Annotated in this window: 12 protein-coding genes; 9 read left to right on the forward strand and 3 right to left on the reverse strand. The window is 71.7% G+C overall.

Features of this window, described 5'->3' with window-relative positions; all coding sequences use genetic code 11:
• The first annotated feature begins 25 nt into the window (after positions 1-25).
• From RNB18_RS20245 to cyc2, 5 genes are all read left to right on the forward strand, one after another.
• Positions 26-1,009, forward strand: coding sequence for an ABC transporter substrate-binding protein (locus RNB18_RS20245; RefSeq protein ID WP_311715481.1), 984 nt, complete (start codon positions 26-28; stop codon positions 1,007-1,009).
• Between the two features lie 65 nt (positions 1,010-1,074).
• The gene (locus tag RNB18_RS20250; protein ID WP_311715482.1) at positions 1,075-1,878 is read left to right on the forward strand and encodes an ABC transporter permease; all 804 of its coding nucleotides are present in this window, start codon (positions 1,075-1,077) and stop codon (positions 1,876-1,878) included.
• Positions 1,875-2,723 (forward strand): ABC transporter permease, encoded by an 849-nt coding sequence (locus tag RNB18_RS20255; protein WP_394817644.1) that lies wholly within the window; start codon positions 1,875-1,877, stop codon positions 2,721-2,723. Before RNB18_RS20250 ends, RNB18_RS20255 begins: the two co-directional genes overlap by 4 nt.
• A 38-nt stretch (positions 2,724-2,761) precedes the next feature.
• Positions 2,762-3,520 (forward strand): ABC transporter ATP-binding protein, encoded by a 759-nt coding sequence (locus RNB18_RS20260; RefSeq protein ID WP_311715632.1) that lies wholly within the window; start codon positions 2,762-2,764, stop codon positions 3,518-3,520.
• A gap of 139 nt (positions 3,521-3,659) precedes the next feature.
• Positions 3,660-5,819 carry a germacradienol/geosmin synthase Cyc2 gene (gene cyc2 / locus RNB18_RS20265; RefSeq protein WP_311715483.1) on the forward strand — a complete coding sequence of 720 codons (2,160 nt, stop codon included), beginning with the start codon at positions 3,660-3,662 and terminating at the stop codon, positions 5,817-5,819.
• A gap of 174 nt (positions 5,820-5,993) precedes the next feature.
• Here the strand turns inward: cyc2 and RNB18_RS20270 are convergent, their stop codons facing one another.
• Positions 5,994-7,199 (reverse strand): hypothetical protein, encoded by a 1,206-nt coding sequence (locus RNB18_RS20270; RefSeq protein WP_311715484.1) that lies wholly within the window; start codon positions 7,197-7,199, stop codon positions 5,994-5,996.
• Positions 7,200-7,358: 159 nt separating this feature from the next.
• Positions 7,359-8,093: a CTP synthase C-terminal region-related (seleno)protein gene (locus RNB18_RS20275; RefSeq protein ID WP_311715485.1), complete on the reverse strand. Its 735-nt coding sequence runs from the start codon at positions 8,091-8,093 to the stop codon at positions 7,359-7,361.
• An 86-nt stretch (positions 8,094-8,179) separates the two neighbouring features.
• On the opposite strand from RNB18_RS20275, the gene RNB18_RS20280 reads away from it, so the two are divergent.
• Together RNB18_RS20280 and RNB18_RS20285 are read left to right on the forward strand one after the other, a co-directional pair.
• Positions 8,180-9,055, forward strand: coding sequence for a LysR family transcriptional regulator (locus RNB18_RS20280; protein ID WP_311715486.1), 876 nt, complete (start codon positions 8,180-8,182; stop codon positions 9,053-9,055).
• A gap of 89 nt (positions 9,056-9,144) precedes the next feature.
• Positions 9,145-9,783: a PDZ domain-containing protein gene (locus RNB18_RS20285; protein WP_311715487.1), complete on the forward strand. Its 639-nt coding sequence runs from the start codon at positions 9,145-9,147 to the stop codon at positions 9,781-9,783.
• A 37-nt stretch (positions 9,784-9,820) separates the two neighbouring features.
• Here RNB18_RS20285 and RNB18_RS20290 read toward each other — a convergent pair whose 3' ends face one another.
• On the reverse strand, positions 9,821-10,576 hold the full coding sequence (locus RNB18_RS20290; RefSeq protein WP_311715488.1) for a metallophosphoesterase: 756 nt from the start codon (positions 10,574-10,576) through the stop codon (positions 9,821-9,823).
• 127 nt (positions 10,577-10,703) lie between these two features.
• Between RNB18_RS20290 and RNB18_RS20295 the strand changes: the two genes are divergently transcribed.
• Positions 10,704-11,327 carry a LysE family translocator gene (locus tag RNB18_RS20295; protein WP_311715489.1) on the forward strand — a complete coding sequence of 208 codons (624 nt, stop codon included), beginning with the start codon at positions 10,704-10,706 and terminating at the stop codon, positions 11,325-11,327.
• A gap of 116 nt (positions 11,328-11,443) precedes the next feature.
• Entirely contained in the window at positions 11,444-12,568 is a 1,125-nt protein-coding gene (locus RNB18_RS20300; protein WP_311715490.1) for an aminopeptidase P family protein, read from the forward strand.
• The last annotated feature ends 18 nt before the right edge of the window (positions 12,569-12,586 follow it).

Genomic DNA, 12,586 nt, shown 5'->3' on the forward strand with positions numbered 1-12,586 from the left:
TCAATCGATCGGTCATCATGCCCGGATGACGTGGGGACTGACGTTACGACCTTGGCGTTCGGGAAGCGGGAAGGCGGCGGCCGCCGCGGCCGCCCTCGCACTGGTGCTCACGGCCTGCGGCGGTGACGGAGACTCCACGTCCTCGGACGGCGGGCGCACGACGGTCAGGGTGGCCGCGCTGCCCCTGAGCGACTGTGCCATGCTCTACATCGCCCAGAACCGGGGGCTGTTCAAGAAGGAAGGCCTCGACGTCCGCGTCCAGCAGATCCAGCAGAGCCTCCAGGCGCTGCCCGCCCTGTCCAAGGGCCAGATCGACATGGTCGCGAGCGCGAACTACGTCACCTACTTCCAGGCCCAGGACCAGGGCACCCTCGACATCCGCATCGTCGCCGAGGCGATCAGGGCCGCGCCGCGCATGATGGACGTCCTGGTGCCGAAGGACTCGGACATCAAGACCCTCGCCGATCTCGCGGGCAAGAAGCTCGCCGTCAACGTCCTCAACAACGTCCAGTCGCTGACCTTCAACGAGATCCTGGCGAAACAGGGCGTCGGTCGGCCCGTCTACCGGCAGATCCCCTTCCCGCAGATGGGCGCCGCACTGGACAAGGGGCAGGTCGACGCCGTGCACGCGGTCGAGCCCTTCGACAGTTCCATCCAGGACGAGCTGGGGGCCAGGGTGCTGGTGGACGGGTCGTCCGCCCCCGTCGAGTCGATCCCGCTCAGCGGCTACATCACGACGGAGAGGTTCGCCGGGAAGAACGCCGACGCCCTCGCCCGGTTCCAACGGGCCCTGAAAGCGGCCGTCAAGCTCGCCGAAGCGGATCCGTCCCTGGTGCGTGAGGTGCTGCCGACGTACACCAAGGTCACCAAGGAGCAGGCGGAGAAGATCGACCTGCCGGTGTACCCGGCCACCATGGACGGAACGCAGCTCGCCCGGCTCACCGAGCTCATGGAGAAACAGAAGATGCTGAAGAAACCGATCGATCCCGCCACGTTGCTGGTGAAGTGAGCGGCGTTCGCCGGTGCGGGGCATGAGAGCGCGCCGTCGGCGCGGGGCATGAAGGGGCGGTGTCCGTGCGGCGGCTGAGGGTGCGTCAGGAGCCGTGGCTCGGGCTGCTCGGTGTGCTGCTCGCGTTCGGCGTGTGCGAGGCGGTGAGCCGGGCCGGCCTCGTCCGCCGCAGCTATCTGCCGCCCGCCACCGAAGTGCTCGGCCGTGCCGTGAAGTTGGCGGGGGACCCGGTCTTCCTCGACGGGATCGGAGTGACCCTGCGGGCCTGGGCGCTGGGGCTCGGCCTCGCCTGTGCGATCGCCGTACCACTCGGCCTGCTGCTGGGCAGCGTGCCGCTCGTCGACACCGCCACCCGGGCGATCGTGGAGTTGCTGCGGCCCCTGCCGTCCGTCGCCCTGATCCCCCTGGTCTCCCTGCTCCTCGGCTCCGGAACCGAGACCGAGGTCGCGCTGATCGCCTACGCCTCGGTGTGGCCGATCCTCTTCAACACCGTCTACGGCCTGGGCGAGACCGACCCCCTCGCCAAGGACACACTGCGCGCCTTCGGCTTCGGCCGCCTCGCGGTCCTGCTGCGCGCCGAACTCCCCGCCACCGCCCCCTTCATCGCCGCCGGCATCCGCATCTCCGCCGCAGTCGCCCTCATCCTCGCCGTCGCCACGGAGATCCTCTCCGGCTTCGGCGAAGGCCTCGGCATCTTCATCGCCCAGGCGGGCCTGGCCACCGACGGCACGAGGGACGTCCTGGCGGGTGTGGTGTGGGCGGGGACGCTGGGGCTCGTCGTCAACGGGGTGCTGGTGTGGGGCGAGCGACGGCTGTTTCCCTGGACGCCGGAACATCGGGAGGCCGCCGGGGGAGGGTCTCGGGTGTGAACGGGGAAGCGGACACCGCACCCCAGGGGAGCCCGGCGCCGGCCTCGCTCCCGACCCGCTCCCGCGCCGCCGCCCACTCCGCCCTCCTCCGGTGGCTGGTCCTCGTCCTGGCCGTCGGCGTATGGGAGTCGGCCACCCGTGTCCACGGCAGCGTCTACTTCCCGCCCCCGGACCGCATCGCCCGCCGCGTCCACGAGCTGTGGTTCGACGGGCCCGCCCGGCATCTCTTCCTCAGCTCGGCCGCGGTGGACGACATCCTGCCCAGCCTCGGCCGGATGGCCGCCGGGTTCGCGCTGGCGGCCGTCGCCGGGATCGTGCTGGGTGTCGCGGTCGGCCGCTCGCGGCGGGCGTACGCGCTGGCCAACCCCGTCCTTCAGTTCGCCCGGGCCGTCCCGCCGCCCGCCCTGGTCCCCGTCTTCGTCGTGGTCTTCGCGTTCGGCACCCCGATGCAGATCGCCTCGATCGCCTTCAGCGCCGTCTGGCCGGTGCTGATCAACACCGCGGCCGGCGTCCGCAACACCGACCCGCTGCGCCTCGACGTCGCCGCGGTCCTGCGCCTGAACACCGCCGAACGCCTCTGGTTCCTCGTCCTGCCCTCCGCCCTGCCCCGCATCTTCGCCGGACTGCGTCTGAGCCTTTCGCTCTCCCTCATCCTCATGGTGTTCTCGGAACTGCTGCCCGGCACCGCGAACGGCATCGGCTTCACGCTCACCGAAGCCCAGACCCGCTCCGACCTGCTCACCGTATGGGCGGCGCTGGTCCTGCTCGGCGCCCTCGGCTATCTGCTCAACACCGGACTGCTGGCCATCGAGAAACGACTGATCGGCAGGGGGAGGGCCACATGAGCCACGCGATGAGCACCCAGGAACAGGGGACCGACCGCATGCTCCAGCTCACCGCGGTCGGCCAGCACTACGGCGACCACCGCGTTCTGCACGACATCACCCTCACCGTTCCCGCGGGCCAACTCCTCTGCGTCGCCGGCCCGTCCGGCTGCGGCAAGTCCACCCTGCTGCGCACCATCGCCGGTCTCCTCCCCGCCCGCGAGGGCACGGTCACCATCGACGGCGCACCGGTCACCGGCGTTCCCGACAGCCTGGCCGTCGTCTTCCAGGACTACGGCCGCTCCCTCTTCCCCTGGCTCATGGTCCGCGACAACGTCGCCCTGCCGCTGCGCCGCCGCGGCCTCGCCCGGGCCGAACGGCGCGCAGAGGCGGACCGCATCCTCGACCGCGTCGGTCTGTCCGGCGCCGCCCGCCGCCACCCCTGGCAGCTCTCCGGCGGTATGCAGCAGCGCGTCGCCATCGCCCGTGCCCTCGTCTGCCGCCCCACCCTCCTCCTCATGGACGAACCCTTCGGCTCCCTGGACGCCCAGACCCGGGAGGAACTGGAGGACCTGCTCCTGGAGGTCCACCGCACCGACGGCACGACCATCGTGTTCGTCACCCACGACATCGACGAGAGCGTCTACGTCGGCGACCGCGTCGTCGTCCTCTCCCCGGGCCCCGGCTCGAGGATCGTCCGGGACCTGCCGGTCCGGCTCCCCGGGCGGCGGGACCAGATCGCCACCCGGGGACTGCCCGAGTTCGTCGCACTGCGGGCGGAGGTGGGGCGGGCGGTACGCAGCAGGGAGACGGATTGAGCGGGTGAAGTCTGCGTGCGTGGAGATCAACGCCACAAGTCCCGCCGAGAACTCCCGAGTTCGGTCCGGATTCACGCGATGGTGTGATCATGTGTGCCCCGGTGGATGCCTCCGGAGCGCCCTGGGTAGGGCCCGGCTCATGACGCAGCAGCCCTTCGAACTCCCGCACTTCTACATGCCGTACCCTGCGCGGCTGAACCCGCACGTCGACGAGGCACGCGCCCACTCCACCGTGTGGGCGCGCGAGATGGGCATGCTGGAGGGGTCCGGGATCTGGGAGCAGTCAGACCTCGACGCGCATGACTACGGCCTGCTCTGCGCCTACACACACCCCGACTGCGACGGACCCGCCCTCTCCCTCATCACCGACTGGTACGTGTGGGTGTTCTTCTTCGACGACCACTTCCTGGAGATCTTCAAGCGCACCCAGGACCGCGCCGGCGGCAAGGCCTACCTCGACCGGCTGCCGCTGTTCATGCCGATGGACCTGTCGACCCCGATGCCCGAGCCGGAGAACCCGGTCGAGGCCGGCCTCGCCGACCTGTGGGCGCGGACCGTGCCGTCGATGTCCGCCGACTGGCGCCGCCGCTTCGCCGTCGCCACCGAGCACCTGCTCAACGAGTCGCTGTGGGAGCTGTCCAACATCAACGAGGGGCGGATCGCCAACCCCGTCGAGTACATCGAGATGCGCCGCAAGGTCGGCGGCGCCCCCTGGTCGGCCGGTCTCGTGGAGTACGCGACGGCCGAGGTGCCGCCGTCCGTCGCCGGAACCCGACCCCTGCGCGTGCTGATGGAGACCTTCTCCGACGGCGTCCACCTGCGCAACGACCTGTTCTCCTACCAGCGCGAGGTCGAGGACGAGGGCGAACTCAGCAACGGCGTGCTCGTCCTGGAGACCTTCTTCGGCTGCACCACCCAGGAGGCCGCCGACACCGTCAACGACGTCCTCACCTCCCGCCTCCACCAGTTCGAGCACACCGCCCTCACCGAGGTCCCCGCGATCGCCCTGGAGAAAGGTCTCTCGCCGGGCGAGCTGACCGCCGTCGCCGCCTACACGCAAGGCCTCCAGGACTGGCAGTCCGGCGGCCACGAATGGCACATGCGCTCCAGCCGCTACATGAACGCCCGCGCCGAGACGACCTCCCCCTGGCAGACCCTGACCGGCCCCGGCACCTCGGCCGCCGACGTCGGCGCCCTGCTCGCCGCGGCCGGCGCCGAGCGGCTGCGCGCCCACACGCATGTGCCCTTCCAGAAGGTCGGTCCGTCCCTGCTGCCCGACTTCTACATGCCGTTCCAGAACGAACTCAGCCCGCACCTGCCCGGTGCCCGCCCCCGCCTCGCCGAGTGGACGCACCGCATGGGCATGCTCCAGGAGGGCGTCTGGGACGAGGACAAGCTCGCCGCCGCCGACCTCCCCCTGTGCGCGGCCGGCATCGACCCGGACGCGAGCCCCGAGGCCCTGGACCTGAGCTCCGACTGGCTCGCCTGGGGAACCTACGGCGACGACTACTACCCCCTCGTCTACGGCGGCCGCCGCGACCTCGCCGCCGCCCGCCTGACCACACAGCGTCTGTCGGACTGCATGCCCCTCGACGGCGAGCAGGTCCTCGTCCCCGTCAACGCCATGGAACGCGGTCTGATCGACCTGTGGGCCCGCACCACGGCCGAGATGACCCCCGACCAGCGGCGCACCCTCAAGGACGCCGTGAACGTGATGACCGAGAGCTGGGTCTGGGAGCTGGCCAACCAGATCCAGCACCGCGTCCCCGACCCGGTCGACTACCTGGAGATGCGGCGCGCCACCTTCGGCTCCGACCTCACCATGAGCTTGTGCCGGATGGGCCACGGCCCCGCCGTCCCGCCGGAGGTCTACCGCAGCGGACCGGTGCGCTCCCTGGAGAACGCCGCCGTCGACTACGCGTGCCTGGTCAACGACGTCTTCTCCTACCAGAAGGAGATCGAGTACGAGGGCGAGGTCCACAACGCGATCCTTGTCGTGCAGAACTTCTTCGGCATCGACTACCCGACCGCGCTGCGCGTCGTCCACGACCTGATGACCCAGCGCATGCAGCAGTTCGAGCATGTCGCCGCGCACGAACTGCCCGTCGTGTACGACGACTTCGGTCTCTCGGAGGAAGCGCGGGAGATCATGCGGGGCTATGTCGCCGACCTCCAGCACTGGATGGCGGGCATCCTGCACTGGCACCGCACGGTCGACCGCTACAAGGCGGACCACCTGGCCCGCCGCACCCACGGCTTCCTCCCGGACCGGCCGCCGGCGCTCCCCATGGCGGGTTGACAGCTGACTCTCGACCGCCTCGGACGTCACGACCGCTCGGGCTCTTCGACCGCCCGCGTGCCCGCCGGACGGCGGCTGCTCGCCCTCCCGGCTCGACGACGACAGGGGGTGGCCTGACTGCCGGAGCTTCAGCACGCCGCACGACGCAGACGCCCCGATCCCGACCGCCCGTGTTCAGTGCTGCGGGCGGTCCTGGAGGCCCGCGTGCAGGCGCCGCGCCCGGTCCGCCTGGACCGGCTCACCGAGCCGCTCGAAGTCGTCGGCGAGAGCGCTCAGTTCGCCGGTGTCCAGCCGGGTCGGATCATCGGCCCGGCGCAACAGGCTCTGGTCGAGCTCGATCGCGTCGAACCGGCGTATCAGCGCGACCAGGGCCAGGCTCGTCAGTCCCTGGTCCAGGGCCAGATCGGTCCAGGTGTACAGGGGTTCGCCGGCGGGGTCCCCGCCGAAGAACAGGTCGTCGGTTTCCTGGGCCCAGCGACGCAGCTCGGCCGGGCCCGCGTCGGGTCCGGGGATCTCGCTCAGCCCGCACGCCGTGTCGAAGTCCGTCACCCGCACCTCGTGCAGCAGAGGCAGGTCCTCCGCCCGGCCGTACAGCCCCACCAGCACGGCGGCCAGCCGCAGTTCGTCGGACATCGACGACCGCCTCTCGTACCGCAGCAACCGCCGCAGCAGTACAAGGTCCCCCTCGGCCCGGTCGAACTGCGCGGCCCGCAGCACGAGTCGACGCCGTACGGAATCCTCTGCCACCGCCTGCCACACCTCGCTCTCTCCCGCCCGCAGCGCGGCCAGATCCGCGCGGCCCTGCGCCAGGACCGGCTCCCACAGCGGCGGCGGGGGCGGACCGATCAGGTCGTAGGCCCTGCCCTCCTCCGCGTTGAGGAGCGTGTAATCGGGCTCCGTGCGCGCCAGCGCGGCATGCAGCATGCCCACCAGCTCGACCGGGGAGCGCTCGGGAAAGCCCAGGGCGGCGCGCAGCTCGGCGCGCTCCTCGTCGAGGGAGATCCCGCACTCCTCGCGGATCTCCCGCTCCACCTCGGCGACGTACGCGAGGATCTTCTCCTCACCGTCCTCCGGGGACAGCCGGGTGCAGTCGTGCCAGCCGGGCAGGCCGATCAGGACCTCCAGCGCCTCGTCGACACCGGAGCCGATGATCCCGGCCCCGCCCTCCGAGTCGGCGTACAGCACGGAGCCGTCCCCGCACACGAAATACGTACCACCGGCGTCGTCGCCCGCCATGACCTCCAGCGGGCCGCCCGAGGCGAGGAGGACCGGCTCGACGTGGCCGTGCTCGGCGCGGGCGAGGGAGAAGTTGAAGGGGAAGTCGGCGAGTTCGGCCAATCGGGGGTCCTGCCGGAGCAGCCCCAGGGCGTGATCGGTCATGTCACAGAACGTAACAGCCCCCACTGACAACGGGATTTCGTCGTTCCGTCGTGACCAGAACCAGCAGGAAAGGGAGTCGGCGGCGCCGGGCTTCGTCGTCATGCCCCCGGAGGCACTGAAGTTCGACCACGGCGGGGCCCACGGCGGCCACGGCGAGGGTCACGCAGACTGACGCACCCCGCGCCCGGCGTGCTCCACCGCGGCTCGCGCCAGGGCCCGGACGACCGGGTGCGGGCGCGAGCCGTCGCCGGACAGCTCCGGCTGGAACAGCGTGGCGAGGAAGAAGGGATGGCCCGGGAGTTCGGCGATCCGGACCTGGCCGCTCTCGTCGTGCCCGGAGAAGCGCAGGCCGTGTGCGCGCAGGGTGTCCAGATGGCGGGAGGGGCCGTAGGCGCAGAAGTAGCGCTCCACGGTCTGCTCGGAGCCGATCACCGACCGGGCGAGCGAGCCCGGCTCGACGTTCACCACGCCCGCGTGGTCGACGAGGGAACAGGCCAGCGGCTCGATGAGGAGGTCCTCGGCCTCGGGGTCGTTCTCGGCGTGCGCCGCCCGTGTCAGTCCGCAGACATCGCGGGCGTACTCCAGCAGGGCGTGCTGGAACCCGGCGCAGGTCCCGAGGAAGGGGATGCCCGCCTCGCGCGCGGTGCGGATCGCCGCGAGGGCACCCGCCTCACTGCGATACGGGCTGCCCGGCACCACCCACACCGCGTCGAACCCGCGTACGGCGTCGGCGTCCCCCGCGTCCTGGGACGGGATCCAGTAGGCGTCGAGCACGAGCCGGTCGCGCTCGACGAGGGCGTCCAGCAGGCCGGGGATCCGGGTGTGCGACACCACGTTGGGGGAGCGGTCTCCGACCAGGGCGATCCGGGCGGTCCGTGCCGCGTTCGTCGTCATGCCGTCATCCTTGTGGGCGGCCGAGGATCGTGTCCAACGATGATTACTGCACTCTTGATAAGCAGCTCTGATGCAATGCTGGGCGCATGGATCCGCACCTCCTGCGCACCTACGTCACCGTCGCCCGCCTCTCCTCCTTCTCCGAGGCCGCCCGCGAACTGGGCTACACCCAGTCGGCCGTGTCACAGCACATCGCGGCACTCGAACAGGACCTGGGCGCCACGCTGCTCACCCGCCGCCCCGTCGCCCCCACTGCGGCCGGCGGGCGGCTCCTCGAACACGCGGAGCCGCTGCTGCTGCGCCTGGACGCGGCCCGCGCGGACGTCGCCAGGACGGCGGCCGCGCCCGCACATGGACTGACCCTCGCGGCAGCGCCGACCGCACTCGGTCCGCGGATCCTCGCCGCGCTCCCGGCCGCGGGGGTGACCTTGCGGGTGACGGCCCGTGACGTGGTCCCCGCGGCCGTGGCCACCGGCACGGCCGACATCGGTCTGACCGACGGTCTGGTCGCCCCCAGTGATCCGCTGCGGCTTCCGGACGTGGCCCCGCTGATCACACGCGGCGTCGGAGAGGAACCCGTGTGCGTCCTGCTGCCCGACACGCATCCGCTGTCCCGGCGCACCGGACTGCGCCTCGGCGACCTCGCCGACGCCCGCTGGATCGACGCACCCGACACCGCTCTGCCGCTGGCCCACCTCCGCGCCGCGAACGGCGGTCACGGCTTTCGGTGCGCCTTGCGCTACGAGGGCACCGACGTGAGCGTCCTGACCGCCCTCGCCGCTGTCGGCCACGGCCTGGTCCTGCTGCCCCGGCCGGCGGCCACCGGTGTTCCGGGCACGGTCGCCGTGCCGATCGCCCATCCGCGGGTGGTGCACCGGACGGAACTGGTGTGCGCGGGCGCACCGGGCGGAGCCGCGGCGGACTTCCTCGACCTGCTGGTTCGGGCTGCTTCCCGCTCCTGACCCCCCGTCAGTCTCACTCGTTCGTGGCTCGTCGCGTGCCGGTGCGCCGGGTAGGCACCATCCGGTGGTGATCCAGCCGGAGGCGATCCATGGAACAGACTGCGTTGCGCCCCAAGCCGATGCCCGGTCAGGAACCGGGCGGAGGCAGGAAGTCCGGGTCCGCCCGGCGCCCGCACGCCGCGCGCCGGCGCGGACGCAGGCTCACGACCCTGCTGTTCGGCCTGTTCGTGGCGGCCGTCCTGGTGCTGACGGGGGTGGGCCTCGGCACGGTGGGCGTCACGGTGATCGGCATGAGCAGACTGGCCGAACTGCAACGGCAGGCGGGCGGGCCGGGAGTGCCGGGGCAGGCCGCCTCCGGCCCGGGCGCACCGGGCCAGGACGGGCAGCGCACCCGGACGGGCCCGTCCGTCCCGGAGTCCGCGAACCCCTCCGCATCGGCTCCGGCCCGCCGGCGGGCCCCCGTCACCGCGACCCTGGGGCTGGAGGCCGTGGACGCCGAGAAGTCGGGCGCGATGGTGGTCGGCGTCCACGTCCCGGGCCCGGGCTTCACAGCGGGCCTGGTCCGCGGCGACGTACTCCTCGTCGTCGGCCGTACCCGGATCGACACGGCCGCCGACCTGGCGCGAGCCGTCGCCGGCGCCCGCCCCGGCCGCGAGGTCGTGCTGACGGTCCGCCACCGCGGCGGCGGATATCAGCAGTTGACGGCCGTGCCGGGCGTCGTCACATGAACCCTCGTCAGGTGAACGCTCCTCACGCGCCCCGTGTTCACGTGACCACCCGGAAGTGCGTGGTGAGCCGTCCGTCGTCGTCCAGCACATGAAAGGCCAGACCGACCGGCGCGTCCCGGTCCGCGACCTGCTCGCCCTCCCAGGGCAGCCGCAGTGTCCAGGTCACCCCCGGCCCGACGACCAGCGGCCGCCCGGCGAACACGGTCGCCGCGGGCGTGTGCGCGTGACCGGTGATCAGTCCGGCGATCTCGGGACGCCGCTCCAGCAGCGCGGCCAGCCGCCCGGGTCCGTCCAGCTGGTACGAGTCGGGGAGCGGGTGGTGCAGCGCCACCGGCGGATGGTGGAAGGCCAACAGCGCCGGAAGGCTTCCGGTCAGTTCATCGAGGGTCGCCTCGATCCAGGTGTACGTCTCCTCGTCCAGCGCCCCTTCGTCACTGCCCGGGATGCTGGAGTCGCACATCAGCACCGCGCCGCCGTCGAAGACCTGCACGCTGTTCACCGGCCCGTCGTCCGCGGGCCGCCGCAGCATGGCCTTGCGGTACGGGGCCCGGCTGTCGTGGTTGCCCGGGCAGGTGAGCACCGGGAACGGCTGGTCGCCCTCGTGCAGTCCCAGAATCCGCGCGGCCTCCTCGTACTCCGCCTCGGCGCCGTGATCCGCGATGTCGCCGGTCACCAGCAGAGCGTCCACCTGCCCCGGCAACCGCCACAGCCGGTCACGCACCCGCTCGGCGCGCTCGGTCGCCCGTGCGCTCCCGTCGAGATGCAGATCGCTGATGTGCGCGAGTACCAGCACGACCGTACCCCCTCTTCTAATGGTTTGAGTTGATACAAGCATTAGCGCTAATGCTTGATCAAGTCCCTCTCGTTAATCAAGGGAAAACCACTGGTCCGGATCCGGCCGTCGGCGGCACGATGAGCCCATGCCGACCACGCTCATCGCCTTCCTGGGTGCCTGCACTCTCATCGCCGCGTCACCCGGGCCGAGCACCGTGCTGATCATCAAGCAGTCGCTGCACAGCAGACGCTCCGGCTTCCTGACCGTGCTCGGCAACGAGACCGGGGTGTTCATCTGGGGCGTCGTCGCCGCGCTGGGCCTGACCGCGCTGCTGACCGCCTCCGAGATCGCCTACGACGTGATGCGCATCGGCGGCGCCGTCGTGCTCGTCGCCTTCGGCATCCAGGCACTGCGGCAGGCGCGCCGCACCAAGGGGGCCGCGGCCGACGGCGGCTGGGAGAGCACCGGCAGGACCGGCTGGGCCGCCTACCGCGCGGGACTCCTGCTCAACCTCGCCAACCCCAAGGCGGCCGTCTTCGCCCTGTCCTTCCTGCCGCAGTTCGTCCCTGAGGGCGCCCCGCACCTGCTCACCATGGTCGGGCTCGCCGCGCTCTGGGCGGTCTACGAGGTCGGCTACTACGGCCTCTACGTGTGGTTCGTCGGCCGGTTGCGGGCCGTGCTGTCCCGCGCGGGCGTGCGCCGGCGTCTGGAACAGGTCTCCGGAGGCGTACTGCTGCTCCTCGGTGTCCGCATGGCCCTGGAGAGCTGACGCGGGGACCGGCACTCCGTACGGTCCGTCCGAAAGACGTGTCGACCGGCTCGCGCGCCCCTCGTCGTCCGGGCAGGATGCTGCCCTAAGACCCGCACCCGCCCAGGGAGGCCCGGATGACCGGCACCGCAGCGCCCTTCGCTGCCGACGACTACAGGGCGCGCATGGAGCGCGCGGCACGGTCGGCCGCCGAGGCCGGGCTCGCCGGTCTGCTCGTGGCCCCCGGCCCGGACCTGGTGTGGCTCACCGGCTACGCACCCACCGCCGTCACCGAACGGCTCACCCTGCTGGTCCTCGCCCCCGGACAGGACCCCGTCCTCGTCGTGCCCACCCTGGAGGCCCCGGACGCCGGCAAGGCGGCCGGCGCGAGCGCCCTGACCCTGCGGGACTGGACGGACGGCAAGGACCCCTACGCCGCCACCGCCGCCCTCCTGGACGCCGGCGGCCGGTTCGGCATCAGCGACAACGCCTGGGCCATGCACCTGCTGGGCCTGCAGAAGACGCTGCCCGGCACGTCGTACGCCTCCCTCACCGACGCCCTGCCGATGCTGCGGGCCGTCAAGGACACGGCGGAGCTGGAGCTGCTGGCGGCCGCGGGAGCGGCCGCCGACGCAACGTTCGAGGAGATCCGGAAGGTTCCCTTCGGTGGCCGCAGGGAGTCCGAGGTGGCCGCCGACCTCGCCGGACTGCTGCGCCGGTTCGGCCACTCCCAGGTCGACTTCACCATCGTCGCCTCGGGCCCGAACGGCGCCAACCCGCACCATGAGGTGGGCGACCGGGTCATCGAACGCGGCGACATGGTCGTTCTCGACTTCGGCGGCCTCAAGGACGGCTACGGCTCCGACACCTCCCGCACGGTCCACGTCGGGGAACCCACCGACGAGGAGCGCCGGGTGCACGATCTCGTGCGTGCGGCGCAGGAGGCGGGCTTCCGTGCGGTACGGCCCGGCGTGCCCTGCCAGGAGGTCGACCGGGCCGCCCGTGCGGTCATCGCCGACGCCGGCTACGGCGAGTACTTCATCCACCGCACCGGGCACGGCATCGGCGTCACCACACACGAACCGCCGTACATGATCGAGGGCGAGGAACAGCCCCTCGTCCCGGGCATGTGCTTCTCCGTGGAGCCCGGCGTCTATCTGCCGGGCCGCTTCGGGGTACGCATCGAGGACATCGTCACGGTCACCGAGGAAGGCGGCCGCAGGCTCAACGACACCACCCGCGAGATGGTCATAGTGGACTGACCGAACCCCAGGAGCCCC

Origin of the sequence: Streptomyces doebereineriae, from assembly GCF_031845645.1 — a bacterium.
Lineage (GTDB): Bacteria > Actinomycetota > Actinomycetes > Streptomycetales > Streptomycetaceae > Streptomyces > Streptomyces canus.

Coding starts and splice junctions, on each gene's coding strand:
- RNB18_RS20245 (WP_311715481.1), top strand. CDS start 26: ATGACGTGGGGACTGACGTTACGACCTTGGCGTTCGGGAAGCGGGAAG.
- RNB18_RS20260 (WP_311715632.1), top strand. CDS start 2,762: ATGCTCCAGCTCACCGCGGTCGGCCAGCACTACGGCGACCACCGCGTT.
- cyc2 (WP_311715483.1), top strand. CDS start 3,660: ATGACGCAGCAGCCCTTCGAACTCCCGCACTTCTACATGCCGTACCCT.
- RNB18_RS20270 (WP_311715484.1), bottom strand. CDS start 7,199: ATGACCGATCACGCCCTGGGGCTGCTCCGGCAGGACCCCCGATTGGCC.
- RNB18_RS20275 (WP_311715485.1), bottom strand. CDS start 8,093: ATGACGACGAACGCGGCACGGACCGCCCGGATCGCCCTGGTCGGAGAC.
- RNB18_RS20280 (WP_311715486.1), top strand. CDS start 8,180: ATGGATCCGCACCTCCTGCGCACCTACGTCACCGTCGCCCGCCTCTCC.
- RNB18_RS20285 (WP_311715487.1), top strand. CDS start 9,145: ATGGAACAGACTGCGTTGCGCCCCAAGCCGATGCCCGGTCAGGAACCG.
- RNB18_RS20295 (WP_311715489.1), top strand. CDS start 10,704: ATGCCGACCACGCTCATCGCCTTCCTGGGTGCCTGCACTCTCATCGCC.
- RNB18_RS20300 (WP_311715490.1), top strand. CDS start 11,444: ATGACCGGCACCGCAGCGCCCTTCGCTGCCGACGACTACAGGGCGCGC.